The 25,673-nt window shown below is 33.0% G+C and carries 27 protein-coding genes and 4 tRNA genes; 4 read left to right on the top strand and 27 right to left on the bottom strand.

Going from position 1 to position 25,673, the window contains the following annotated elements:
• Positions 1 to 77: 77 nt before the first annotated feature.
• From MWH28_RS08875 to MWH28_RS08780, 20 genes are all read right to left on the bottom strand, one after another.
• Positions 78 to 479 (bottom strand): hypothetical protein, encoded by a 402-nt coding sequence (locus tag MWH28_RS08875; protein WP_248619003.1) that lies wholly within the window; start codon positions 477 to 479, stop codon positions 78 to 80.
• Between the two features lie 320 nt (positions 480 to 799).
• The gene (locus tag MWH28_RS08870; protein ID WP_248619002.1) at positions 800 to 1,660 is read right to left on the bottom strand and encodes an NAD(P)/FAD-dependent oxidoreductase; all 861 of its coding nucleotides are present in this window, start codon (positions 1,658 to 1,660) and stop codon (positions 800 to 802) included.
• Between the two features lie 146 nt (positions 1,661 to 1,806).
• Positions 1,807 to 2,589: an ABC transporter permease gene (locus tag MWH28_RS08865; RefSeq protein ID WP_248619001.1), complete on the bottom strand. Its 783-nt coding sequence runs from the start codon at positions 2,587 to 2,589 to the stop codon at positions 1,807 to 1,809.
• A gap of 2 nt (positions 2,590 to 2,591) precedes the next feature.
• Positions 2,592 to 3,224: an ABC transporter ATP-binding protein gene (locus MWH28_RS08860; protein ID WP_248619000.1), complete on the bottom strand. Its 633-nt coding sequence runs from the start codon at positions 3,222 to 3,224 to the stop codon at positions 2,592 to 2,594.
• 129 nt (positions 3,225 to 3,353) lie between these two features.
• Positions 3,354 to 3,542 carry a twin-arginine translocase TatA/TatE family subunit gene (locus MWH28_RS08855; protein WP_248618999.1) on the bottom strand — a complete coding sequence of 63 codons (189 nt, stop codon included), beginning with the start codon at positions 3,540 to 3,542 and terminating at the stop codon, positions 3,354 to 3,356.
• A gap of 316 nt (positions 3,543 to 3,858) precedes the next feature.
• Positions 3,859 to 5,145, bottom strand: a complete 1,287-nt coding sequence (locus MWH28_RS08850; protein ID WP_248618998.1) for an RNA-guided endonuclease InsQ/TnpB family protein — start codon at positions 5,143 to 5,145, stop codon at positions 3,859 to 3,861.
• A 40-nt stretch (positions 5,146 to 5,185) separates the two neighbouring features.
• On the bottom strand, positions 5,186 to 5,593 hold the full coding sequence (gene tnpA / locus MWH28_RS08845) for an IS200/IS605 family transposase (RefSeq protein WP_248618997.1): 408 nt from the start codon (positions 5,591 to 5,593) through the stop codon (positions 5,186 to 5,188).
• A 210-nt stretch (positions 5,594 to 5,803) separates the two neighbouring features.
• Positions 5,804 to 6,196, bottom strand: coding sequence for a dihydroxyacetone kinase phosphoryl donor subunit DhaM (dhaM, locus tag MWH28_RS08840; RefSeq protein ID WP_248618996.1), 393 nt, complete (start codon positions 6,194 to 6,196; stop codon positions 5,804 to 5,806).
• A gap of 139 nt (positions 6,197 to 6,335) precedes the next feature.
• On the bottom strand, positions 6,336 to 6,701 hold the full coding sequence (locus MWH28_RS08835) for a DUF1667 domain-containing protein (protein WP_282580181.1): 366 nt from the start codon (positions 6,699 to 6,701) through the stop codon (positions 6,336 to 6,338).
• On the bottom strand, positions 6,701 to 7,975 hold the full coding sequence (locus tag MWH28_RS08830) for an NAD(P)/FAD-dependent oxidoreductase (RefSeq protein WP_248618995.1): 1,275 nt from the start codon (positions 7,973 to 7,975) through the stop codon (positions 6,701 to 6,703). The genes MWH28_RS08835 and MWH28_RS08830 overlap by 1 nt, the downstream gene beginning before the upstream one ends.
• The gene (locus MWH28_RS08825) at positions 7,968 to 9,443 is read right to left on the bottom strand and encodes an NAD(P)/FAD-dependent oxidoreductase (RefSeq protein ID WP_248618994.1); all 1,476 of its coding nucleotides are present in this window, start codon (positions 9,441 to 9,443) and stop codon (positions 7,968 to 7,970) included. Before MWH28_RS08825 ends, MWH28_RS08830 begins: the two co-directional genes overlap by 8 nt.
• A gap of 645 nt (positions 9,444 to 10,088) precedes the next feature.
• The gene (gene glpK / locus MWH28_RS08820) at positions 10,089 to 11,588 is read right to left on the bottom strand and encodes a glycerol kinase GlpK (protein ID WP_248618993.1); all 1,500 of its coding nucleotides are present in this window, start codon (positions 11,586 to 11,588) and stop codon (positions 10,089 to 10,091) included.
• A 30-nt stretch (positions 11,589 to 11,618) separates the two neighbouring features.
• The gene (locus tag MWH28_RS08815) at positions 11,619 to 12,419 is read right to left on the bottom strand and encodes an MIP family channel protein (protein ID WP_248618992.1); all 801 of its coding nucleotides are present in this window, start codon (positions 12,417 to 12,419) and stop codon (positions 11,619 to 11,621) included.
• Between the two features lie 305 nt (positions 12,420 to 12,724).
• Positions 12,725 to 13,300: a glycerol-3-phosphate responsive antiterminator gene (locus tag MWH28_RS08810; protein WP_248618991.1), complete on the bottom strand. Its 576-nt coding sequence runs from the start codon at positions 13,298 to 13,300 to the stop codon at positions 12,725 to 12,727.
• 127 nt (positions 13,301 to 13,427) lie between these two features.
• Positions 13,428 to 13,517: transfer RNA gene (locus tag MWH28_RS08805), tRNA-Leu, on the bottom strand.
• A gap of 112 nt (positions 13,518 to 13,629) precedes the next feature.
• Positions 13,630 to 13,703 (bottom strand) — tRNA-Cys (locus MWH28_RS08800).
• A gap of 244 nt (positions 13,704 to 13,947) precedes the next feature.
• Positions 13,948 to 14,023: transfer RNA gene (locus MWH28_RS08795), tRNA-Glu, on the bottom strand.
• Positions 14,024 to 14,128: 105 nt separating this feature from the next.
• A tRNA-Lys gene (locus MWH28_RS08790) sits at positions 14,129 to 14,204 on the bottom strand.
• 92 nt (positions 14,205 to 14,296) lie between these two features.
• Complete coding sequence (locus MWH28_RS08785) at positions 14,297 to 15,433, bottom strand: geranylgeranyl reductase family protein (protein WP_248618990.1); 1,137 nt, start codon at positions 15,431 to 15,433, stop codon at positions 14,297 to 14,299.
• Between the two features lie 159 nt (positions 15,434 to 15,592).
• Positions 15,593 to 15,790, bottom strand: coding sequence for a hypothetical protein (locus MWH28_RS08780; RefSeq protein WP_248618989.1), 198 nt, complete (start codon positions 15,788 to 15,790; stop codon positions 15,593 to 15,595).
• A gap of 392 nt (positions 15,791 to 16,182) precedes the next feature.
• Here MWH28_RS08780 and MWH28_RS08775 point away from each other — a divergent pair, with 392 nt between their 5' ends.
• A complete protein-coding gene (locus MWH28_RS08775; RefSeq protein ID WP_248618988.1) occupies positions 16,183 to 17,610 on the top strand; it encodes an HD-GYP domain-containing protein in 1,428 nt (475 codons plus the stop codon).
• Positions 17,611 to 17,880: 270 nt separating this feature from the next.
• Entirely contained in the window at positions 17,881 to 18,405 is a 525-nt protein-coding gene (locus tag MWH28_RS08770) for a DUF3231 family protein (RefSeq protein ID WP_248618987.1), read from the top strand.
• Positions 18,406 to 18,504: 99 nt separating this feature from the next.
• On the opposite strand, the gene MWH28_RS08765 is transcribed toward MWH28_RS08770, so the two are convergent.
• The 4 genes from MWH28_RS08765 to MWH28_RS08750 form a co-directional block, all read right to left on the bottom strand.
• Positions 18,505 to 18,915, bottom strand: a complete 411-nt coding sequence (locus tag MWH28_RS08765; protein WP_248618986.1) for a sigma-70 family RNA polymerase sigma factor — start codon at positions 18,913 to 18,915, stop codon at positions 18,505 to 18,507.
• 187 nt (positions 18,916 to 19,102) lie between these two features.
• A complete protein-coding gene (locus MWH28_RS08760) occupies positions 19,103 to 19,669 on the bottom strand; it encodes a hypothetical protein (RefSeq protein WP_248618985.1) in 567 nt (188 codons plus the stop codon).
• A gap of 103 nt (positions 19,670 to 19,772) precedes the next feature.
• Positions 19,773 to 20,225, bottom strand: coding sequence for a DUF6789 family protein (locus tag MWH28_RS08755; RefSeq protein ID WP_248618984.1), 453 nt, complete (start codon positions 20,223 to 20,225; stop codon positions 19,773 to 19,775).
• A 66-nt stretch (positions 20,226 to 20,291) separates the two neighbouring features.
• Complete coding sequence (locus tag MWH28_RS08750) at positions 20,292 to 20,750, bottom strand: hypothetical protein (RefSeq protein WP_248618983.1); 459 nt, start codon at positions 20,748 to 20,750, stop codon at positions 20,292 to 20,294.
• 209 nt (positions 20,751 to 20,959) lie between these two features.
• Between MWH28_RS08750 and MWH28_RS08745 the strand changes: the two genes are divergently transcribed.
• Together MWH28_RS08745 and MWH28_RS08740 are read left to right on the top strand one after the other, a co-directional pair.
• Complete coding sequence (locus MWH28_RS08745) at positions 20,960 to 22,027, top strand: ParM/StbA family protein (RefSeq protein ID WP_248618982.1); 1,068 nt, start codon at positions 20,960 to 20,962, stop codon at positions 22,025 to 22,027.
• Complete coding sequence (locus MWH28_RS08740; protein WP_248618981.1) at positions 21,999 to 22,286, top strand: hypothetical protein; 288 nt, start codon at positions 21,999 to 22,001, stop codon at positions 22,284 to 22,286. The genes MWH28_RS08745 and MWH28_RS08740 overlap by 29 nt, the downstream gene beginning before the upstream one ends.
• A gap of 73 nt (positions 22,287 to 22,359) precedes the next feature.
• Here the strand turns inward: MWH28_RS08740 and MWH28_RS08735 are convergent, their stop codons facing one another.
• The 3 genes from MWH28_RS08735 to MWH28_RS08725 form a co-directional block, all read right to left on the bottom strand.
• Complete coding sequence (locus tag MWH28_RS08735; RefSeq protein ID WP_248618980.1) at positions 22,360 to 23,343, bottom strand: hypothetical protein; 984 nt, start codon at positions 23,341 to 23,343, stop codon at positions 22,360 to 22,362.
• Positions 23,344 to 23,395: 52 nt separating this feature from the next.
• Positions 23,396 to 24,064 carry a hypothetical protein gene (locus MWH28_RS08730; RefSeq protein WP_248618979.1) on the bottom strand — a complete coding sequence of 223 codons (669 nt, stop codon included), beginning with the start codon at positions 24,062 to 24,064 and terminating at the stop codon, positions 23,396 to 23,398.
• 540 nt (positions 24,065 to 24,604) lie between these two features.
• The coding region (locus MWH28_RS08725; protein WP_248618978.1) for a PorV/PorQ family protein at positions 24,605 to 25,673 on the bottom strand (1,069 nt) is incomplete at its 5' end.

Here is a 25,673-nt window from a genome sequence, read left to right as displayed (position 1 = left end):
AAACTAATGTCAACTTGACAAAAATAAGACCAAGCTTGAACTGAACTTTAATATCCCAACTCAAACTTGGCCTAAACCTATCCTAGTAATTTAAAAATAACATTCGAAATCTTGTCAAGTATGTCATAAAACTTAGCACTGATAATTTCAGATAACTCACTTCCCCATCCATCATTATCAATTCCAATAGTCAACATCAACAACTCTTTTAAATTAGTAGGATCTTTAGGTTTAATCTTCAAATAATCTAACTCACCTGGTTTAACTAGTTCTCGCATCGTATCTAAAACTAAAATTTTTTCTGCTTTAATCGTCTGTAAAATCTCAAATAGATCTTCACCAGTCTCTCCAGCATTAATAAACAATACATCTAATTTCTCAGAAAAAGTATTCTTTAACTTCTCCACCAGATGAATAGTAACACCTTTATCCTTTTTTCTTACATCTCCCAAACCGACTACGGCTAATTTGCAGAACATAATATCACCAACTTTTATGCCCTTTTGCTATCATTATCTTCAATTAGCCGGAATTTTATTCATCAAAAAATTGGATATTTAGTGGCACTTTGCCACTAAATATCAGTTGACAGTGAACAGTTGACGGTTGACAGTTAAAACCTTAAATCCAAAACCACTCTAAAGCTTTTTATGGATTTTAAGCCTTTTAGATTTTTTCTATCCACTGTAAACTGTACCTACGGGTCTTTATCAAGACCCTTCGTGAAACCCATACAAACCATATCCACCGTAAACTGTCAACTCAATTATGTGGCACTTTTGTGCCACATAATTGTAATTCACTCCTGATCAAGTTCCTCAATTGCTTTCAAAGCAGCTACTTGCCCTTCCCCGGTTGCTTTAGATATCTGTAATGGTCGTCCTATACAATCTCCCGCTGCATAGACTCCTTCGACATTAGTCTTAAATTCCTGATCTACCTTGATGTACTTTCCATCTAGCTCTAATCCTGGTACTATTTCTGTAGGAGGTACAGTCTCTCTTAAAATAAATATTCCATCAACCTCATATTCTTGCCGATCTGTCTGGACCTTATTAGCAAGGTCTTCTCCAGTTATCTCTTTGACTTCCTCTCTAACTACCTTAATTCTATCATCTAAATTCTTAATCTCCTTATACTGGGGAATATAATAAACAGTTTCACAGATATCTGCTAAAAAGTTTGCTTCATCTTCATGATGAGCACTATCACTGATCACCAATACTTCTTTATCCTTATATAACCTTCCATCACATGTTGCACAATAACTGACCCCTTGTCCTACATAATCAGCCTCTCCTTCAATCTTGGCTTCCTGAACAACCCCTATCGCCAAAATCAACTTCTTGACCTGATAACTTTCTCCATTAGTTGTCAGCATCAGCTGATCACCCATCGGAAATGCCTGAACAACCTTTTCTTTGATAATTGGAATCTCTAAATCTTTAATATGAGAGATAAATTGCTCTGCTAACTCTTCTCCGCTGACTTGACTGAAACCGAGATAATTATCCACATGGGGAGCCCATTCGATCTTTTTAGCTAATTGACTACTTTCAAAAATAACAACATCTTTATCTCGAGCTTTAGCATTGATTGCTGCCGACATTCCAGCCGGGCCAGCACCGACAATTGCAATTTCATAATTTTCTGTTGACATACTAATCACCTCAAATTTTATTCTAATTAAGTGTCAGTGTGAGTAATGAGTGTCAGTTAAAATCAAGAACTTTAAAAGGTTTTGAACTAAAAGGATTGGAGTTTATGCTTTTTCACTCACACAGCCACTGACACTCACACTATTACTTATTCTATAACCAATTGAGCCCGTTGGTTAAAGAATGTCCGATAACCTAACTGCACCAGCAAAATCACCGTTAAAGAAACACTACCTAAAATCCCTAACATAATCGCAATCTGATAAGCAATCGCTGTTACAGGAGAAACACCAGATAAGATCTGACCGGTCATCATCCCTGGTAAGAATACAATCCCCATCCCCATCATTGAATTAATTGTTGGTAATAGAGCGGCAGTAAAAGCTTCATTAACAATCTCTTTAGTTGCTCTTTTAGGAGTCACTCCCATCATTAATGTTGCTTCAATCTGCTCTCGATTATCCTTGATTCCTGTAATTAATCTTTCTACTCCTAGAGAAACTCCCGTCATCGAATTACCAACCAACATTCCAGAGATCGGAATGAAGTATCTTGGCTCATACCACGGATCCAAACCAATAACTATCAATAAAAAATAAAACATACTGATTATTGTCCCAACAAACATAGAAAGAGCTATAATCTTTTTTAACTTCAAGCTAATTCGTTGTTTAACCCTTTGATAAATATTATTAACTGCAAAAATCTCCATCACCAAGATTACTAAGATGGTAAATAAGTAATTATCCTGCTCAAAAATATAGGTCAATACATATCCAACTAAAACCAGTTGAATTGTCATCCGCACTGTTGCTAAAATAATCTCTTGCTCCCTATCTATCTTCCTAATTCTAACTATAACTAATAAAATCAGAACAAATATGTAAGCAGCTACTAACTGCCAAATCTGCAAGTCAATAATCCCTTCCACAATTATTCCTCCTTAGCCACTTTACCATTTTTAATAGTAATAACTTTATCTCCATACTCTTGAGCTATACTTTTAGAATGAGTAATCATAACCAATGTCTTTCCTTCCTGTTTCACATATTTTACTAAATTTTCTATTACTTCTTGTTCTGTCTGTTGATCTAAGGAAGCAGAAGGCTCATCTAATAATAAAACTTCAGGATCTAATAATAAAATCCGGGCCAACGATAACCGCTGTTTTTCACCTCCTGATAAATTCTTTACTTCAGCTGCTAACTCTTTATCCAATTTAACTATTTCTAATATCGAACTTAACTGTTTTAACTGAGGTACAGATTGTTCAATTAGCTCAAAGCCAACCTCTAAATTATCCTGAAGTGTCTCAGGATAAACAACTGGCTTTTGTGATAACATCAACACCTCTCTTCGTAACTGAATCGGATCAATCTCTTCAACATCTCGTCCTTGATAAAATACTTGACCACTGTCAGCACTGTTTAAATTATTTAATAATTTAAGTAATGTCGATTTTCCAGCCCCACTCGGGCCAACAATACATGAAACCTGCTTAGCTGGTAATTTTAAACTCTCAATCTGTAATATGTCCTTATACCTTACTTGCTTTAAAGTAAACATAATAATTCCTCCATCTATTTCTTTTCCAGTTGCTGATTGCTTATATAAATCTTCTGGATTAAGATTAAAAATCCTCTTCTAATAAAGCTAAAACCTTAGTATCTTATGCAAGATACTAAGGTTTTTTAATTATTCTTTAGAGTCTTTATTGTCAGCTTCATCAAGATTGATATCCTCTTCAATCCCTCTAGCTGCAGATTTAAATTCACTGATTCCTTTCCCTAAAGCCTCTCCAATCTCCGGCAACTTGCTTGGCCCAAAAATCACCAAAGCAATCACTAAAATCAAGATCAACTCTGTTGGCCCTAATCCAAACATATTTTCCCTCCTTAATTAATTTTGCTACCAGCTAAATCATTTAACTTAAAGACTACATTACTCAACTTATAGTAATATTATCTCATATTTCACTACATATTGTAAATATAAAATTATAATTAACCCGTGAACTACTCCCAGATGAATCAGGGAGCTTCGTTGGTCACAAAATCGTTAAGACAATTATACAAATAGTTCGTATAATCTAGATTAAGTTACCCAACTGGCAGATATATTCTGCATAAGCACAAATACATCAATGATCAACACCACTACTCCTATCTGTAATAATTACAGACTCAGAGATACTTTTGAATTAAGCTATTTTAAATTTATTATCTATCCATTTATAAGTTGAAGGATTAGATAAATTACCTATTGGTAACTTTCTTTTAAGATGTTTACGCATTATATTAAAAGCTCCTACGCTATCAGCATTATAAGTAGAATTATAATCTTCATCTACATATAAACCACGATATTTACGATTTGATCTTTTAGCATATTTTTTAGTAACCTTTTTAGAATGAGGACTGCATTGGCTTGTATAATGTTCTTTTTGTTTAGTAATAGAGATACCACTTTTAGCAAGTTTATATTTTAAGAGTTTATATATTTTAGCGAAAGGTAGTTTATGAATTTTTTGATTGGTCTTTTTACCAAAGTTAGTATCTTTACGAACATTCTTTAAATCCCCTACAATTACCTTAGAAATATTGTTTTCTATACAATAATCTACAATAGTCTTAGTCGCAGCATGAAGTAAATGATCTAGCTTTCTTCTACGTTTACGATAAAGATTTTTAATTCGCTTAGTACTAGCAGGTTTTTTATTATTTCTATTTTGTTGAGCATTGGCTATACTTTGATAATGTGATATAGTTTTATCAAAATACCTGTTGATTGATAACCATTGTTTTCCTGATATAATAAAAGAGTTTTCATTACAATTATCATAACAAGTCATTAGATTAGAAATACCCAAGTCTATACTTAGATAGTTACCATTATCTTTAATTGGCTCAACGTTAGGAATATCAACTATAATACTAACTTTATAAGTGTTATCTTTAAGTGGTTTAAACTCCATCTGCTTAACCTTAGTATCTTTATTAATGGGCAGAAATTTCGGTATTTCTAACCAAATATATTTATCATCAATAGAATACTTTTCTTGCAGATAGCCTTTTAATTGTTTAGGTATAGATAATCTAAACTTATTATCTATAAATTTAAAACCATTATTCAAATAACGCACATTATACTTAGAATCTTTTGGTTTATAATAAGGAGGCTTGGGTTTATCTTCTAAATCACCTTTTTTATACTTATCTATTAGCTTATAAAATGATTTCCAGGATTTATCTAAGATTTTAAGAGTTTCTTGTGCTGATTGACTAGGTAAATTTTTATACCAAAAGTTAGTCTTTAGTTCTTTCTTTTGTTTATACCAATTTGGATAATCCTCTCCACTATCTTTAGTCCAATTATGACGTTCATAATTACCTATATTAAATAATCTAGCACTTGCATAACTTAAACAACCTATAATTATTTGCTGTCTTTTATTTGGCTTATAGATATAATTATGAGCTAACTTCATAACTTTCACCTCCTCTCAATAATATTATCAAGCTAAGCAATTATTTATCTTTTTGATTTTCAATGTATTTAGTAACTGTTTCTTCTGAAATATTGCCTACTGTTTCAAGATAATAAGATTTATTCCATAAATGACCTTTGTATAGCTTTTTTCTTAAACTAGAATATTCTTTTAATAATAATCTACCACTTATACCTTTACACATCTTAACAATATAAGAAGGAGATACTTTAGGGTGTGCACTAATAAACAAATGACAATGATCAGGCATTATCTCCATTGTTTTAATAATAAACTCTTTATCTTCAGCTATCTGATAAAGTAACTCTTTAAACCTAGTTTCTATTTCATCAACAAGCACTTCTCTTCTATATTTTGTAGTAAAAACTATGTGATAACCCACATTATAAACACAGGTTCTTGCATGTACTATGTTTTGTTTTTTCATTATTAACACCTCACATATAGTATAGTATAAAAAGTTACCAAATGCAATAAATATAAGGGTTTTACTTTATACATATAGTCTATGTAATAAATAAAAAAATATTCTCTTCATCTAAAAGATAATATTTTTACCAAATTCATCACCCATATGAATAAGGGTGGGTTCTTTGGAAGGGCTCCTAAAAATTAATTTGAGAACCCTCAAGGGTTCTCAAATTAATTCAACTGCCTGCTGATTTTCTATTTTTTGATTAATCCCTTCTAAACTTTTTCCCAAATTACTTTCAATTGTTGCTACCATTGCTCCCTCCACTAATGGGGCTTCACTAACAGTTACAGCCTCATACCCTTCCAAACTCAACAGCTCCAAAGCCATTTTGGAGTTGATCAATGAACTACCAACATCACCAATAATAATCACACCTTCTTCAGAATAAACATGCTTTACCGCCTCTATAATCTCATCTATCTCTGTTCCTATCCTCCCATCTTTAGTGCCCCCAACAGCTATTAAAGGTATCTGCCGTGGGATTAACTCTTGACTCAACTCTTTAATCCCTTGGGCTATTTTATAACTATGGGACACGACTACTATCCCAACCATTCTTTTCCCCCTCCAAAAGAAGATTTAATTCTTCAAAACTCAATTAAATCATTTTCAGTAAAGCTTATAATATAAATATTTTACAACTTAGTATATTATTCATACTAAATAAATTTTTAGAGGGAACTAGTCAATCTCCTTACTTCTTAGCCAAATCTCGTGTAGCTACTACATTTACTTCGGTATCAAGAATATTCTCAATTACTACATCACCTAATTTAACAGGAGCTTGCAGTTCAACTTTAGCTAACTCCTTCATTGCCACCTCTAATAACTCTTTAGGAATTGCTTCTTCAGTCTTGACTGGAACTAAAGGTAAAACTCCTCCTGTAACCCTAACAGTTGTTGGCAATACTCGAGTTGGATTAAAGTATTCATTCCTAACATACTTCTTTCCTTTGGGGCAACGGTTTCCTTCTATACTTTTAATCTCATCTTCAACAACCTCAAATTCTACATCACACCCTACCGGGCAACTAATACAAGTAATTAGCTCCTGCTTCATTATGCTCCCTCCTCTACAATCTCGATCTCAATTTGATTGCTCTTTAAATCATCTATCATCTTCTCTGGTAGTGGTAAAGTAATCATCTCTGCTGGTTTAATAACTCGCTCTTTTTTACTGAACAGCTCCTGCTCCCCATCCTTAATAATTACTCTAGCATTCTCCAGCGGTCTTTTGCCTCTTAAATAAAGATCAACCCTCTTTCTATTATCTACTTTATCTGTAATCCTTTGTGGTACAACATAACTTACATCATCACCTGCTCTTACCTCTATCCTTTCCTCTCTTTTCGCAATCTTATCTTGTAAGAAATAAGCTGCCGTCTTACCAGCTAACTTACTCTCTTCAGTTACATAATCTACTAAATCATGGACATGAAGTACATTCCCACAAGCATAAACCCCTTCTATATTTGTCTCTCGACCTTCATTAACTGTTGGCCCGTTAGTCTTAGCATCTAATTCTACACCTAACTCAGTTGACAGTTCATTTTCTGGAATCAACCCTACTGATAATAATAAAGTATCACACTCTATAAAATACTCTGTACCAGGAATAGGTCTTAAATTCTGATCAACCTTAGAAACTGTAACCCCTTCTACCCGCTCTTTCCCATGGATCTTAGTTACAGTCTGACTCAACCTTAGAGGAATATCGAAATCATCTAAACACTGAATAATATTACGAGTCAATCCACCTGAAAATGGCATTATCTCTAAGACAGCTTCTACTTCTGCCCCTTCTAAGTGCATTCTTCGAGCCATAATCAACCCAATATCACCTGAACCTACAATTACAGCCTTCTTGCCAGGTAGATAACCTTCCATGTTAATATACCTTTGAGCAGTACCAGCACTGAAGACTCCCGCTGGCCTACTTCCTGGAATCCCAATTGCCTCCCTTGTCCTTTCTCGACATCCCATAGCCAAGATTACAGCTTGAGCATCAATCTCTAGCATACCCTCTGTTGAATTAATAGCATAAACCATCTTCTCTGGAGTTACTTCTAAAACCATTGTATTTAACTTAATCTCAATCCCTCTATCAGCTACACTCTCCATAAACCGCTGAGCATACTCTGGCCCAGTCAACTCCTCACCAAAATGGTGTAACCCAAATCCATTATGAATACATTGTTGTAAGATTCCACCCAATTCAAAATCACGTTCAATAATTAAAATATCTCTAATCCCTTGATCATAAGCTTCTTGAGCTGCTGCCAGTCCTGCTGGCCCACCACCGATCACAACTAAATCATAACTTTGCTTATTCACTATCGCTCACCTCTTTTTGTAAAGATTCTTTTGCTGGTTCTACTAATAACTGCGAACCCTGCCCTTCCAATTTCACTTCCGTTGGTTCAATCCCTAACTCTTCAGCCAATATCTCTACAACCTTCGGCTCACAAAATCCACCTTGACACCTTCCAGCACCTGGTCTGACCCTTCTTTTTACTGCATTGACTGTTCTAGCCCCGATTGGCCCTCTGATTGCATCAATTATTTCACCCTTAGTTATACTTTCACAACGGCAAATAATCTCACCATAGTCCTCATTCCCCTCTAGCAACTTGGCCCGTTCTTGATGGGACAGATGTCTGAATCTAGGTATCCCTTGATGCTCAGGATTAAAATCTGGATCTAGCTCTAACTCATCATATTCCTTCTCAACAATCCCTGCTACCATCTCTGCAATTGCAGGTGCAGACGCTAAACCTGGTGATTGAATTCCTGCCACATTAATAAATCCTTCTACCTTTTCACTAGCTTCAATCAAAAAATCTTCTGTCTCTTTAATTGCTGCCCGTAAACCTGAAAACTGCTTAATAACTCCGCTCATTCCCAAATCAGGAATCGTCTTTTGAGCCCCGCTCATTACTTCATCTAATCCCTCTCTAGTATTAGCAAGATCACTCTTATCTTCTACTTCCTCAGCATTAGGGCCAATCAACAAGTTCACTTCATCAGTAGGAGTAATTACTATCCCCTTACTGACTTCAGTCGGTACAGGAAAGATAGTATGATTAACATCTAGATCTAACTTCTTATCATATAAATAATACTCACCCTTACGTGGAGTGATCTCAAAATCATCGATCCCTACCATATTAGCTATCTTATCAGAGTATAATCCTGCAGCATTAATCACTAACTCTGCCTCGATATCACCTTGAGCTGTCCTTACTAATTTATAATTACCTTGCTCTTTAATATCCAATACCTCTGCTTCTAATAATACCTCCACCCCATTCTCAACTGCATTTTCAGCAAATGCCACAGTCAATTCAAAAGGATTGACTATCCCAGCAGTTGGAGCATATAAAGCAGCTATTGCATCAGGACTTAAATTTGGTTCTAACTTAAATAACTCTTCTCTTTTCAAAATTTCTAAGTCGGGAACGCCATTTTGTTGGCCATTCTCCAATAACTCTTCTAATTTAGCTAGCTCCGCTTCCTTCTTAGCCACAACTAATGCCCCTATCCATTCAATTGGAACATCCAACTCTTTTTCAAGTTGATGATAAAGCTCATTTCCTCTAACATTTAATTTACCCTTAAGTGTATTAAAATCTGCATTAAATCCAGCATGTAATAAAGCGGTATTAGCCTTACTCGTACCCGTACAGACATCAGCCTCTTTCTCCACTAAAGTTACATCTAATTTATATTTTGCTAATTCACGAGCAATAGCAGTTCCTACTACTCCTCCCCCAATGATTAATACTTCAGTCTCCTTTTTCAAAATCAATTCCTCCCTTATTTTATATTATTAAACCTTGCTTTATTAGATTCAATTGATATTTAGTGTCACTTCGTGACACAGCCGTCAGCTATCAGCTATGAGTCGTGAGCAGATATGGTTTTTATGGTTTTCACGAAAAGTCTTGATTTTTGAGACTTGAAGGAGTTCAAAACCATAAAAACCAGTCCTTATTTTATCATGAAATCCAAACTACAGGTTTTAACCTGTAGTCCCTCCACCATCATGAAATCCCGCCACAGGTTAAAACCTGTGGCTCTTACCTTTAATAAACTTTGATTTAACAACGACCGCCATACGTTAAAACATATGGCTAATTTCTGTTTCACGGGCAGGCACGGAGACCTGCCCCTACAAAATTATTTTCACTCACACTCCCACACACAACTGACACAATATTGTGCTTCATTATTTTAAAAGAAAAACACCACACCCTAAGAAGCTAAGTAGACAGACTACCCCCTAGTTCCTAGAATGTGGCATCTCATTTTATTCTCACCACTGTAAAGATTATGCAATTTTAAAATCAAAATCACTCTAAATCTAAATCTTTTTTAACGATTTTAAGCTTTTAGAATTTCACTCTTTCCTAGTCACTAATCACCAATTACAAATTACTAGTAACTATTACTCAGCATCCTCCCAAGCTTTGGCCCGTTCAACTGCTTTCTTCCAACCAGCATATAATTTTTCCTGTTCCTCTGCGTCCATCTTAGGCTCAAACTGACAATCAACCTTTCTTTTAGCCAGAATTTCATCTTTATCTTCCCAGTAGCCAACTGCTAATCCTGCTAAATAAGCAGCACCCAATGCAGTCGTCTCCGTAATCTCAGGTCGCTCAACAGTAGAATCTAAAATATCTGCCTGAAATTGCATCAAAAAGTCGTTAGCACAAGCACCACCATCAACCTTCAAATCCTTTAACTCCAAACCAGAATCAGCCTTCATCGCTTCTAGTACATCCTTAGTTTGATAAGCTAAAGATTCTAAAGTAGCCCTAATCATATGATTTCTATTTGTCCCTCTCGTCAAACCTACAATTGCTCCCCGAGCATACATATCCCAATAAGGAGCTCCTAAGCCAGTAAAAGCAGGTACTACATAAACACCATCAGTCCCATCAACCTTAGTAGCAAAATACTCAGAATCAGCTGACTCATTAATCAAATTTAACTCATCTCTTAACCACTGTACAGCTGCTCCGGCAATAAAGACACTACCTTCTAAAGCATAATTAATCTCTCCATTAAGCCCCCAAGCAATCGTTGTCAATAGACCATTTTCAGAGGTTACTGCTTCTGTACCTGTATTCAATAGTAAGAAGCATCCCGTTCCATAAGTATTCTTAGCCATTCCCTTTTCAAAACAGCCTTGCCCAAAAGTAGCAGCCTGTTGATCTCCAGCTATCCCTGCAATCGGTATCTCTTCACCAAAAAATTGCGAATCACTCGTCTTTCCATAAATCTCACTACTTGATTTAACCTCAGGTAACATTGATTTAGGAATCTCTAATATATCTAATAACTCATCATCCCACTCAAGCTGATGAATATTATAAATTAATGTTCTAGAAGCATTGGTATAATCAGTTACATGAACCTCGCCACCAGTTAACCTCCAAATCAACCAACTATCAATCGTTCCAAATCTCAACTTACCTGCTTTAGCTTTCTCTCTAGCTCCTTCGACATTATCTAAAATCCATTTAATCTTAGTCCCTGAAAAGTAGGCATCCACTACCAAACCAGTTTTGGCCCGGATCTGCTCTTCTAGCCCCTCTTCCTTTAATTGATCACAAATATTAGCAGTCCTTCTATCCTGCCAGACAATAGCATTATGAATCGGCTTGCCAGTCTCTACATCCCAGACAACAGTCGTCTCTCGCTGATTAGTAATCCCAATTCCTGCTATCTGCTCAGCTCTAATGTCCTCTTCACCTAACACGTCAGCTACTACTCCAATAGTCGTACCCCAAATTTCATTAGCATCATGCTCAACCCAACCTGGCTGAGGATAAATCTGTTTAAACTCCTTTTGAGCTACATTAACAATTTCTCCATCATGATCAAAAATTATTGCCCTCGAACTGGTCGTCCCTTGATCTATAGCCAAAATATAATCTTCCATCTCTCATCCTCTCCTCTCTACTCTAATAGTTTATACAGATTCAGCAACTTTTACTGTTTCAGAAGAATCAACTTTTTCCTTTTGTTTAACTTCAGGCAAATAAGCTCTTACACACTTTTTATAAATAATAGCACCTAGTGGACCACCTAATAACGGGCCAACAATCGGTACCCAAAAATAGAAATTCTGTTCAGTAAAAGGAGTTACACCCCAACCAGCCACTGCCGTAAATAATTTAGGGCCAAAATCTCTAGCTGGATTAATAGCAAAACCAGTCAATGTTCCACCAATACCACCAATTGCTGCTACCAATAATCCAATCCCGACAGCAGCTCCTAGACCTTTTGGTGCTGTACTATTCAAAGGCTCAGTCATAGCCATTACTCCCATTAATAATATTGCAGTCAAAATCAACTCAATCATCATCGCTCGTGGATTAGAGATATTCTGCTGAGCAATTGTATGAAAAATCGTCATATTTCCTGCTGTCTTTTCTACAAATTGTTCGGCATAGATAAAGTAAGCTCCCGCTGCTCCTAAAAAAGCACCAATTGTCTGAGCAATAGAGTAAGGAATTACCTTTCTCCAAGGAAAATCACCAACAACAGCTAATGAAACTGATACTGCCGGATTAATATGAGCACCGGAAACACCACCAGTAATATAAATTGCCATTGTTACACCTAAACCCCATAACAAAGATAAAGCCCACCAACTAATATCAGCTTGCATCAAGACCACATTAGCTACTACACCTGCTCCGAAAAAAAGTAAGATAGCTGTTCCCAATACCTCAGATAAACACTCACCAACTAAATTTTCCTGTTTCATAACTCTCCTCCTCCATTTCATTTATTTTTATTCTGCCTTTATTTTTATATAACTTATTAACTTATACTAAAGGTATCGCAATAAACAGTTTTCAATAAAAAAACCCTACCTCTCCATTAAGATACACTCTGCCCCTAAATAGAGTCCTAAACAGATTAGCACCTTAATGGTTAGATAGGGTTTTCTCATATTCTCAATCCCAAAACTAACCAAACTTATTTTTAATTTTAAAACTTATCTTAGTTATATTTTATAACTTAATTTATTTTTTGTCAAGGATAATATTAAAATTTTCAGACAAATAGTTATTCAAATTCTTTTTCCCATAATCTTTTACTACTTGTTGAAACAGCTAAAATCCCCGAATCTAAAACAAAATCTAACTCTTTTTGATTTCTAATCAACCCCCCCGCAATAATTGGTTGCTCTAATTTATCAGTTAACTCATCAGATATATGCGGAAATACTAAACCAGGTAAAACCTCTACCAAATCAGGATTGGAACTTTTAATAATACTAATTCCACTATCAAAAGCAGAAGAATCAAGAATAAAAAGCCTCTGAATAGTAATCAAACCACACTTTTTAGCCTCTCTAATCAAATAACTCTTAGTAGTAACTATACCGTCAATTCCAACTTCCTCAGCTAAATATTTCATTCCATATTTATCCTTACCAATCCCTTTCACTAAATCAATATGTAAAAAAACAAGTTTGTCTAATTCAATAGCAGCTGCAACAATCTCAGGTAAACTAAAAATATCTCCTCCTAAGATAAAAATAGCAGCTACCTTCTCTTTAGGAACTGCTTCTAGATCAGATAAATCTTTAACTGCTGCAATAACAGGTCTTTTTTCTAATATATACTCAAAATATGACATCAATTATCTACCCCTAAATTATTAGTAATCAAAATTATATCATAGCTGATTAACTTTTGCAAAACAGCCCTTTTCTTAAATCAAAAAATCCTCTCTTCTGATTTAGAAGACAGGAATAATTAAAAAATGGTGCCGGGGGTCGGACTCGAACCGACACGGGCACGAAAGTCCCATCGGATTTTAAGTCCGATGCGTCTGCCAATTCCGCCACCCCGGCATATATTTAGTTGACAGTTTAAAGTGTACAATTTACAGTTGAAACCATAAGGTTTAAAAGAACTTGACCTTAGTTATTCATTATTAATTGTAAACTGTTAACTGATTTAAATTGGAGGTGGCACCCAGATTTGAACTGGGGATAGAGGATTTGCAGTCCTCGGCCTTACCACTTGGCTATGCCACCAGGTTAGTTCAGTTAATAGATAATAGTTAATAATGAATAGTTGTAAAAGCAGTTAACAACTAATACTGAATAGTTAAATTCTTTTATTTTCAACTATTCTCTATTCACTCTTCACTATTCATTGCTTTTTAATGGTACCCCTTCGAGTTTTAAAAAGCAAAAACTCTTCGTGGATGAAGTACGTATATCTTTCTTGTTATATTAATCTATTTAAGATTTGTTTGGTAGCTTCAAGTCAAATTATTGGTACCCCCAAGGGGATTCGAACCCCTGTCGCCAGGATGAAAACCTGGTATCCTAGGCCACTAGACGATGGGGGCCTAAGTTCAGTTAATAGATAATAATTGAAATCTTAAAATCAAATTCTTTTAAGTCCTTGAATTACAACTATTCTCTATTCTATATTCACTGTTATCTGTTTTAATTGGTGAGCCATGGAGGAGTTGAACCTCCGACACCCTGATTAAAAGTCAGGTGCTCTACCAGCTGAGCTAATGGCCCTTAGAACTTATAATTATCACTTCCGACAGTTATAAATCATATAATATTTCGAATGAATTGTCAAGGCCTAAAGCGAATTTTTATAGCAAATTTCACTGATTCATTAGAACACCCAAAAAAGGAATTTCTGATAAAAAAGTTTTATATAATTGACTATAACTTTCAGCCCCATAGACAGCCTTAACTAACTCTTCTAGAAGCCACTTTCTTTTTGTTGTGATTTTATGAATTTTACCAGGAGCCATAAAGAATAATTTACTCAGTAATTTAGATTTCTTAAATTCAGGTACCATTTCCTGATTGATCAATTGAGTATAGTTATCTAAAGAACCACCTTCCACTAAATTATTAATAATTACTTGACTGGCTACTTTACCACTCTTTAATGCATAAAAGATCCCTTCTCCAGATAAAGGATCTGCCAGCCCTGCTGCATCTCCCACTAGCAAACAAGAGTCATCATTTAACCTTCTTTTAACCCCTCCTACTGGTATTGGATGCCCTTTAGCCTTTATTTCCTGATAGCCAGTTATCTTCTCACCAACTAAGTACTTTTTCAAACTTTCTTTCAAACTCACTCCAGTTTTATAACTTCCTATACCTACTGATAAACAATCCTGTTTAGGAAAGATCCAACCATATCCTTTGCTCACTATCCCATAATCTAAATTTATTTTACCCCTTTGCTCAGCTAATCGGTCACCAGCAACCTTTAATTCTTTTTCATAAGCTACTGCATATTCTAAATCCGTAACTAGATTGAATCTATCAGCTACTAAACTGTTTACTCCATCTGCACCAACTATAATCTTAGCAGTAAATAATTCATCTGCTGTATTAACTTCAACTTTATCTTCAGCTACTACTATATTCTCTACTTCACAATTAGCCCTTACTGTTGCACCAACTTCTTTAGCCTTGTCTACTAAAAAGTTGTCTAATTTATCCCTCATTGTCATAAAAACAACAGGTTTTTTTAAACTTAATTCTATTGGTTGCTCTAGGTTATAAGAGAAAACCACTTGATTAATCCTATCTTCAATTACTTCAGTTAAATCAAACTCCGTTAATAAACTCCTTGTCTTTAAAGTTATTCCACCACCACATGCTTTATAACGAGGTAGTTCTTCTTTTTCTAATATTAAGACATCTATACCAGCTTGGGCCAAATTATAAGCAGTAAATGCTCCCGCTGGCCCTGCTCCTACAATTATTACATCAAACTTCATTGCCTTCCCTCCTTCACCTTCATTAAAAATTCAACTTAATTAATCTAATCATTTGAGCCATATATTTATATATATTCATTAATTGTGACAATTTTCCTTTAATCATTTTAAATTAAAGCATAAATAATAAGATCTAGCAATATTGCTAGATCTTATTATTTAATTACAAAAATATAATTTAATTAAAATCAAATCTGCCCTAAAGATAAGACCAATATCATATAATTGATATTTTTCCAGTTGAGGATTTATCTTTTTAGCTTTTTTTACAAACAAACGTAACTCTTCTATTAGATGGAGTGAATTAAACTTGTTTAAATCTAAATAACGATTAATCGTTAATAGATTATTATTCATCGCTCCCCCTCCTTAAACTCCCATATATTATAATATGCAGTAGCATCAATTTTTGTGAATATTAATTAAAAGAAAAAAAGAGTACTAGAAAATCTAGTACTCTTCTAAAGATCAACTCCTAACTATCGATTACTTTAATTAAACAAATTGAAATCAGATACTCCGTATCTAACTTTGTATTATGACAAAAGATAAACTAACCTATACTTGAGCTCAATACCTATTAAATACCTTCTAATTTAATCCAAGCAATAAAAAATTAAACTTTGATGTTTTACCATTTTCTGATAAAATGATAATAAGAGCTACATGAAAATACAATTTCAATTGAAAGTGAGAGGAGCCAAATAAATGTTTAAAAAGATAATAGGCAATTGGAGTGCAAATCATTGATGAATAAAATGAAAAGTGAAAATAAAATAATATTAATCTATCTATTATTCGGATTGGGTTGGATCTTATTTTCGGATCGTTTATTAGTTATGTTAGTAACAGACCAAGAAATAATTAATTATTTACAGAGTATTAAAGGCTCTTTATATGTAATACTGACCGGTATTATTTTTTACTATTTAATGCATCAACCTTTTGAAAAACTAAGGACTAATCAGAAAGAATTAGAAATTAAAACAGAAGAATTACAAGCCAAATATAAAGAAATTAAGGAATATAATCATGAAATAACAGCCTTAAATCAAGAACTAGAAACTTCTTATAAAGAAATGGATAGAGTGGTTAAAGATTTAGAAAAGTTAATTAATCTCATTTCCATCTTAGATAACTCTTTAATTAAAGAAAAAGATAAGTTTTTATCTAAATTGTTCAATATCGCTTTTGAATTAGTCCCCGAAGCAGACTATGGAGCTGCTTATCTTTACGAAGAAGGCTACGTCAAATTTCTTTCTACTATTGGCCATGATCTCTCTAAATTAAAAGAAACTCCAGTTCGTAAAGAAGTATTTACCGATAATAATCAAGAAATTATTATCACTGAAAACTTAAAAGAATTCTTATTTCAAGATTTAGTTTTAGAATTGAATGAAAATCTTAAAAAGGGACTGCGACCCATCAAAAAAACAATCATCCTAAACTTAACTTACGAAGATATAGAAGTAGGAGGTATTAATCTTGATATTTCTGAAGATAACAATCAAGACTTTAGCCTTAAAACTAAAAAAATATTGCAGGCTCTAAAAAGTCTAGCTACTGCTTTTTTCAATATTCAAAAACATAATAAACTACAGCAAAATTTCCAGCAAGAAATTATTATTTCATTTGCTCAGATGTTAGAATTGCATGATGATTATACTAAAAACCATTCTCAAAATGTAGCTAATATAGCAGCTAAAATAGCCAAAGTAATGGATTTATCCTCAAGAGTAGTTGATCAGGTTTATTGGACAGGCTTAATTCATGATATTGGCAAAACAATAGTTCCTAAACATATTCTAAATAAAAAAGGAAGCTTAACTGACCAAGAATATGAATTAGTAAAAAAGCATCCGTATTGGGGATATCTTACTCTATCTAACTCAGAAGAGCTAAAGGAGATAGCTACTTATGTTTTAAGTCACCATGAACGCTGGGATGGCAAAGGCTACCCAAACGGTTTAGAAGAAGAACAAATTCCTTTAGTCTCCCAAATTGTCTCTATTGCTGATGCCTGGGATGCAATGCGAACCAATAGATCATATCGAGAAAAATTAACTAAAAAAGAGGCAATCCAAGAAATTAAATCAAATCAAGGCCAACAGTTTTCCCCAACAGTTACAAAAACCTTTCTAGAAATTATAGATCAGTTTGATCAAATTCATAGTTAACTTTCATTAAAATAAAAAATTAAAAATTATCTCATCTGAAATTCCTGCTGGATTCCAGTAAATAGCATTAATATCATCAGCTATCGAAACAAAAGTCCCTCCCTTTCCTAAAGGCCCCTACACAAGCATAGGTAGTATTACTTAAAAAATCATAATTATAAATGACAATAATGATATATTTTTTAATAGCCCCCTCCTTATAGATAAATAAGCCATTCAATTAATACTAAATTTAATATAGGGTAAAATATATCACAGGAGGTGAAATAAATGCTTACACCTATTTTAGAAGAAATTGAACAAAAACTTAAGCTTAGCAAATCTAGAAGAGATAGACAAACATTAATTAATGTTTTAGAAGTTGGATATGTTTGGGACATATTAACTAGTAGATATCAAACATTAGAAAATACTAAAGTTTTTTTAGGAATTGTTCAAGATTCTGATTTGAAATTTCTTCTCGAACAAGGAAAAAAATTTTTAACCAAAGAAATTAAAAGATTAGAAAAAATATGTTCAGATTTTGGTATTCCTACAGTAAAAAAGCCTGCTGAAAATTCTCTAAGCGTCTTTGATATTGAAGTTGTATCAGATGAATATATTTATACACATATTTTAGCAGGACTACAATCCTTTTTACCTACCCTCGTAACTGCTTTTTCTCACTCAATTTCATCAATGATTAGGACAACTTTTCAAGAGTTTTTAACAGAAGAATTAAATTTATATGGTAATTTCTTAGAATATGGAATGATGAAAGGCTGGGTCAAAGCACCACCTGCATATAGAAGTTAATCAAAAGCTTCTAGGGTGTTGGCCCTAGGAGCCAATACTATTAATCAAAAGAAAAAAGAGCACTAGAAAATCTAGTACCCTTCTAAAGTAAACTTTTAGTTAGCTTATTAACAGCTTTTTTTCAATTCTTGATACATATGAACGGGATATATCCATCTTTTCTGCAATCTCTCTTTGGGTTCTCTTTTTTCCATCTTTCAACCCATACCTTAATTCTAATACTCTCCTTTCTCTAAGATCAAGCTCAGTTAATTTGTCATATAACTTCTCTTCTTCCAATACCAATTCTACTTCATCACTGACAATATCAATTGCTGTTCCTAAAATATCAATTAATCTAATCTCATTTCCTTCCTTATCTGAACCAATAGGCTCATGCATCAACTTTTCATTCTTCAATTTTCTAGTTCGTCTTAAATGCATTAGTATCTCATTCTCAATACAACGTGCTGCATAAGTTGCCAACTTAGTATTTTTATCAGGATCAAAACTATCGATTGCTTTAATCAAACCAATCGAACCAATTGAAATCAGATCCTCATTATCGAACTTTGTATTAACTAACTTAGTATTATGACAAAAAACAAGCTAGATATATAATCGATATAACAATCTGGGGCCAACATACTTAGACCTATTAAGCATCTTTGGCCCTATTCCTCTACAAACCCACTACTGAAATCAGAAGATCTATATATTAATTATAATTCACCTCTTGAATCATCCAACTATCAGTATCATTCACTAAAGTTACAACATAATCAAAATCCCTATTATAAGCCTCTCCACCCCACTCTGTCTCAGGATAATATCTAGTAGTAATTAATTGAACTCTTACTGTCTCATTATTCTGCTCTATTACCTCACTCTCTTCAACTACTTCATGAGTAGGAAAAGCTACTTCACCTTCTCCACCTCTATCAATATCTCTCAACTTTTCAATATATTCTTCTATTTCTTCTTCTGAAACAAAGTTGCTTAAATTATAATTTAAAACAGAGATTATTTGTTCAAAACTTTCTTCATCTCTTTCTGTTAACCTATCTATGTTAATCCAACTATTATAAGCACTCTGAAAGGATGAACGTATCTCTAACTCTAATTGATAGGCTAGCAAAGATAGATCAGGCTCTTCTAAACCCGATATCCCATGCTCAACATTATCTTCCTCTATAGGTGCTGGAGCTTCTTCACATCCTGCTACAATAACTGTCATCAATAACAGTATAACCAATAAATGAAGATAGATAGTTCTTATTCTCATAATTTATCTCCTTTCAATTTAAATATTATCATCTTTTTTATAAGCCTAAACTCAATACCTGTTAAGCACCTTTGCCCTATTCCTTAATTTCAATTAAAGAAATTTATTTTTCTTCTAAATTTAAATTGGATAATCTTTTAAATACTTCTGCTGTAACAAGACCATAAATCGCTGCACCAATCAGATTTGATACAGTTGCATTAAAAGTATTTTCCGCCAGATTAGGAACCTGAAAAATAATTGAAATAGCATATATCGTAAACCATACAGAAATACCATAAATAAAGCCTTTAATTAAATATCTTTTTGTACCTAATCGTATAATTAAAACCGAAAACAAAATTCCTAATATTCCAGTAAAAAAGAGTTGACCAAGTTGAGCGAAAATAGCTTCTGCTAAATTTTCCGAAAACCTCCCATAAATCATCATTGCTCCCCATTCTAGATATAATTCGTCTTCCCAATTTAATAAAAAAACTACAATATAATCTTTGATATTCATTGCTATTCCACCAATTAATCCTGCCACAAATCCAGCTACAGTTTTATCTTGCAAATTATTCATCCTTTCTATATTTAAACCTAAAACTTCCTTTCTAAGTTATGTATTGCAAAAAAATAACTATTCCTCTAAAAGTCCACTACCATATTTAACAATTATAAAAGCAGTTAAACTCCCTATTATTAAATGAGCAACTATTTGAGAAAGGTTTGTAATTAAATCATCTGGATTAATATAGGTAATCTCTAAGCTCATTACTATGCCATATATAGCTACCCAATAAAATAAACCTACCATCACGCCTTTAAAAATATAATTCTCTTTTCCTGTAAAATATAAAAGATACATAATAATTATACCCATTATAGAAGCCATAAAATAATCGGTAACTGCCCCAGGGATTAGTGAACCTAATGTATTAATTCTATCTTTAGAAATATACGATGAAGATGCCATGTGCCAAGTCGTATATTTGATAACATCAAAAAAATACAACCCAAAAATGAACGCATTTTTAAATATATTAGCTATCATACCAGCCACAGCTCCAAAGGTAAGTTTATCTTTTAACTCTATCATTTATTAAACACTCCCTTCTTAATAACCCTCAAAAGCTATTTTGCTTAATCACAACCAATAATATACATTATTGGTACCTGATCAAATAACACAAATAAAGAAAGTTCCCAGAGCCTAAACTCAACCCATGTTAAACAAGTTAAACATCTTTGGCTCATTTTCTTAAATTCTGTTAAACAAGTTTAACCAAACCTAAAGGAGTGATTTTAATGTCAAAAATTATTTCTGTTGACTATGGTCGATCCACAGTTAAAAGTGTAGCTGGCTTTGGCCTGGAAGAACAATTATTAATTCCATCGGTAGTATCTTATGATCATCAAATAGTAGATACTAAAGCAGAATCTACCCCAGCAACTAACTTAGAGAATAATCCATTAAATTTCTTAAAAGCAAAGATCAATGGAAGGGAATTAGCAGTAGGTAAAGTAGCCCAAGATGCTGAATATAATCTTAACACTACAAACTATGATGATATAGATGATCAGAAAACTAATGATTTAATCTTAACCTCCATTGCTCTGCTCGTTGGGCCAACTACTAGCTACACTAAAATCAATTTAATTACTACCCTCTCTGTCGATCAATACAATATTAAAAAGGATGACTTTGCTAACAGATTTGAGGACAAGCACTTTAAAATTAAGCTTTATGATTACCTGAAGGGCCAATACACTACAACTAAGTTCTATATTGATAATGTCATAGTTAATAGACAGGGCTTTTCTGCCTTCATGCATTATATTCTAAACCAACAAGGTAATATCCAAACTTCTAAATCTGATATTCTAGATTATACTGTTGGAGTAATCGATCTAGGTAAGTACAGTATAGACCCTTTCTTCTGTGATAGTTTAGATCCAATCTCGATGAGAAATGAAACTGACAGGATTCCAGGCATGAATAAAGCTTTTAGAAATATACAGTCCAGGCTGATAAAAGAGCATGATATTAGACCACAGCTCTATAAGGTGCAGAAGAATTTAGAGTTGAATAAGGAGTTTAGAAAGAACGGGCAGCCGATAGAGATAACTGATATCTTAAACTCAGAATATGAACAACTAGCAGCCAATACGGTAGGCAATATAAAGAATAAGCTTGATATGTCACTAACTGAAGTGGATAAATGGCTTATTTGTGGTGGTGGAGCTAACTCGGGAAAATTGTTGGCCCGGCTGTCCAATGAACTGGAAAGGGAATTAGAAGTAATCTCTGAGCCACGGTTGGCCAACGCTTTAGGAGGGTTGAAAATTGGGCAAAGACAATTTAGAGAAAACTAAAGGAATTCGATTAAAGGGTAAGCGGTTGGAATGGTGGGAGAATACTCCTGGTGTAGCTGATAAGGTTAGGAAATTTATTGATAAACAGATCAAAGAAGATAATTGTTTAGAACAAATTAAAAAAGCTCCTCCTGAGTTGTTGGAGGAGTTTAGAAAATTAATAGAAAAATTAGAAAAGAGGAAAAAAACAGAACATAAAACAGATGAGAATAAAGTTGAAGAAATGAAACTCAAAATAAATAGCTTAATTAATTTTTAAATATATCTGACAAATAATCTTTAATAAAAAAATTTAGAGGGCTAGCTCTAACACCTATGAAGTTTACTTTGCTTTATTTCATCTTTTTATCATCATCATTTAAATGAATACTAACATGTAAAGGTGTAGATTTACCTGCAAATTCACCTTTTATTATCCAAAACAATCTATTTATAAAAGTAACTCCATAATAAGAGAATCCACCTATTGTTATAATTGCTTGGAAACTTATTATCTTTCCTAAATAAGGAAACGATCTAAGTAATTTATATAATTGAGCTACATCTGAATTCACTTCTAAAAAAAGATTATCAATAAAAATACCAGTTAATATTCCTAAAGCTATAAAAATTGAAATAAGTATTGATCTTACTATTGATACATCTATAGCTAAATCTTCGTTCTCTATATCAACTAATTTAATTAATAACAATTCACTCCCATATTTTAAAAAAGCTAATATCAATATACCTAAAAAATAAATAGGAATAGCCGGATCCCAAAAAACACTTAAAAAACCAAAGCTTAAAGTTGTTTTTTTAATTCTTTTTTTATTTGAATTTATTTCTTCTTTTATCTGTCGAGAAATAAGGGAAACATATCCTAAAAATTCATTTTTTATTCTATGCATAAAACTCTCCTCTTCATCACAATCTGTGCTTTGTTTTATATTATGACTCTCTCCCTTAAATGATGAAAAAGTTTTATGCATAATCACATCAGAATGATGTGGTTGCTCTTTTAAACTATGATATTCTTTTCTTTTTTCTTGTATCTCTCTCCAAGCATCTAGAGTTGAAATTAATTCTTCTTCATAAATCAAATGATCCCATTGTTCTTCAGAAAAATAAACATTATCTTTCAAATCTATAGTACAAACCTCTTCATTTTCTCTTATTATTATATTGCCTTGATTTTCTTTGAAATCTGTTTTATTTTCTTCATCCAATATAATATCTAATGCATCATTAGTTACATCTTTTAGTTTTTCTAGATATTTAATCGCTTCGAAAACTGGGAGATCACATTTATAGTTAGAGCCTATCTGATTAGACATAGATAATCACCCCTTTAATTTACAAACTTTATAAATATCAATTAATAAAAAATTAAACTGTTATTAAATTTAAAACTTTTTTACTTTTATTATATGAATTATAAAATTCAGCTTTTATTTCAGCAGCTTCAGGTATTTCTTTATCATAATGTATATTAAAATGAGCTTTTACAAAATTAGAGACTTTTTTGGCATCTACAGCTTTTAAATTAACAATAATTTTATAGCCTTCAAAATTTAAAGTAAAATCAGGGGAAAAACTTATAACTTTTGCTTTTAATCCATTTTCAAATAAAGAATTGTTTTTCATAAACAGCTTTTTAAATATTTTGCCGGCTTCTACATTTTCATTAAATTTAGCTACTCCATCAATATTAAATCCATAACCCACTATTTTAGCATTATTAACAGCTTTACTTAAAATGACAGAGACTTCACTAAAATATTCAAGTGGCCAATTTTCAATACAAGTAATTTCTAAAAGACCATCCTCACCTTGAGTTGGAGATAAGTCTATATGTAAACGACGATTATCATATCGTGCTTGAATTTTAAAACCATTTTCATCTGATAATTTAACTAAAAATCTATTCCCTGGTAAATCTATAAAATCTATATCTTCATCTAATTTATCAGCAATATAATTTCTAGAAATTTTAGAAGTTTTAATTTCATCAAAAACTACAGTTAAGTTAATTCGATCAAGTTGATGCCATTTCATAATATAATCTCCCCCTCAATTTAATTATAAAATTTAACACTCATAATTTTCCATTAATATAATTAGTATATCATTAATTTTACTAAATTTATCCTATAAAGTCAAATAATCAATTTGAAAGCTGATATCAAATTTTTACAGGTAAAGCTTTTGACTCCTCTTTCAAGAAATTAATACTTGATCTTTATAAAATATCAAAACCCTATAGAGTACACAGTTAAAAAATCTACCCTATAAGGTATATTTTACAACGCCCTAGGAGCTAATGTTATCCTCTGGATCCCACTCTCGATCCAGTCTTTTCTCTTCTCTTAAATCACCAATAACCTTCTTTCCAAAATTATCTTTCTGTTCCAACTCAATATCAAACTCTACATCTTTACGATGATCAGGAGCCTGATCCTGTTGGCCCTACCCAATCACTCCCAACAGCCTGATTAATATCTCGAATTAAAACATCAATAACAGGACTTGTATATTTTTTTAATCCTACCATCAATTTTTGTGAATATTAATTAATCTAATCTCCATCTTAAACTTTTAAATTCCAGCAAATTTATACGTAACCCCAAATTGATGAGTGTCTTCTAAATCTTCTCCTAAAAAGACATAATCAAATCCAAAATCCCCATATTCATAACCTGCCCCCAACGTTAAATTTCCTAAATAAGCTCCTCCTCTAACGTATAACTTTTCCTCTTCAGAATCTAATATCTCTAATCCAGTTAGTTGAGTAAGCTCTATTTCACTGCCAAAAGAAACTTGTCTGTCTAGTTCATCAGTAAAATCATAGATTGAAAAAGCAAATATCAGGGAATCAGTTGGCTGATAAGATAAACTTGGACGTACATTTCTAACATATGATAATTTTTGTCCATATACCTCAAATTCTGTTTCAAAAACATCTTGAATTAAAAGACCCGCTGATAACCGCTCCGTAGGTTGATATAATAAACTTAAATCAACTGCTACACTTGAATCAGAGTCAGAATCTGTATACTTTTCACCGATTAGCTCATCAGCTTCAAATATCTTTCCTTCAAATGTTTCCTCTCTACCCATAGTCATATGCCGAATATTAGCTCCTACAGATAATCCACTTAATTGAAGTTCTTCAGAAAGATCTTTAGCAATAGAAAGTATTAACCAGTCAGTACTCTGTTCTACTTCTAAAGCTCCATCAAACTCTATAGTATCACCATCAGACTCAAATTCTTCATTATAAGGGCCATCATAAAGCAATACTCCTTCTCCAATATAACCTAGTCCAAAACTTAAACCTAATTCGTCAAAAGTCCTCGCTGTACCAATAAAATCATCATAATTAATTTTATCACGGTTATTCAATGTTCTAGTATATGTAGCTTCTTCATAACCTTCTATCTGCGTTAACCCTGCTGGATTCCAGTAAATAGCATTAACATCATCAGCTACCGAAACAAAAGCCCCTCCCATTCCTAAAGGTCTAGCTCCTACACAAGCATAGGTAGTATTACTTAAAAAAACTATACTTATGAATAATATAGACAGTATCACTAGCGTTGCATCGTTTTTTATAAAAAGTTCTTGAAAAAATAAAACTCCTTTGATTAAATGGATACGTACCCGC

The organism is Natroniella sulfidigena, assembly GCF_023223645.1.
GTDB lineage: Bacteria > Bacillota > Halanaerobiia > Halobacteroidales > Halobacteroidaceae > Natroniella > Natroniella sulfidigena.
This window is presented reverse-complemented; position numbering and strand designations above follow the sequence as displayed.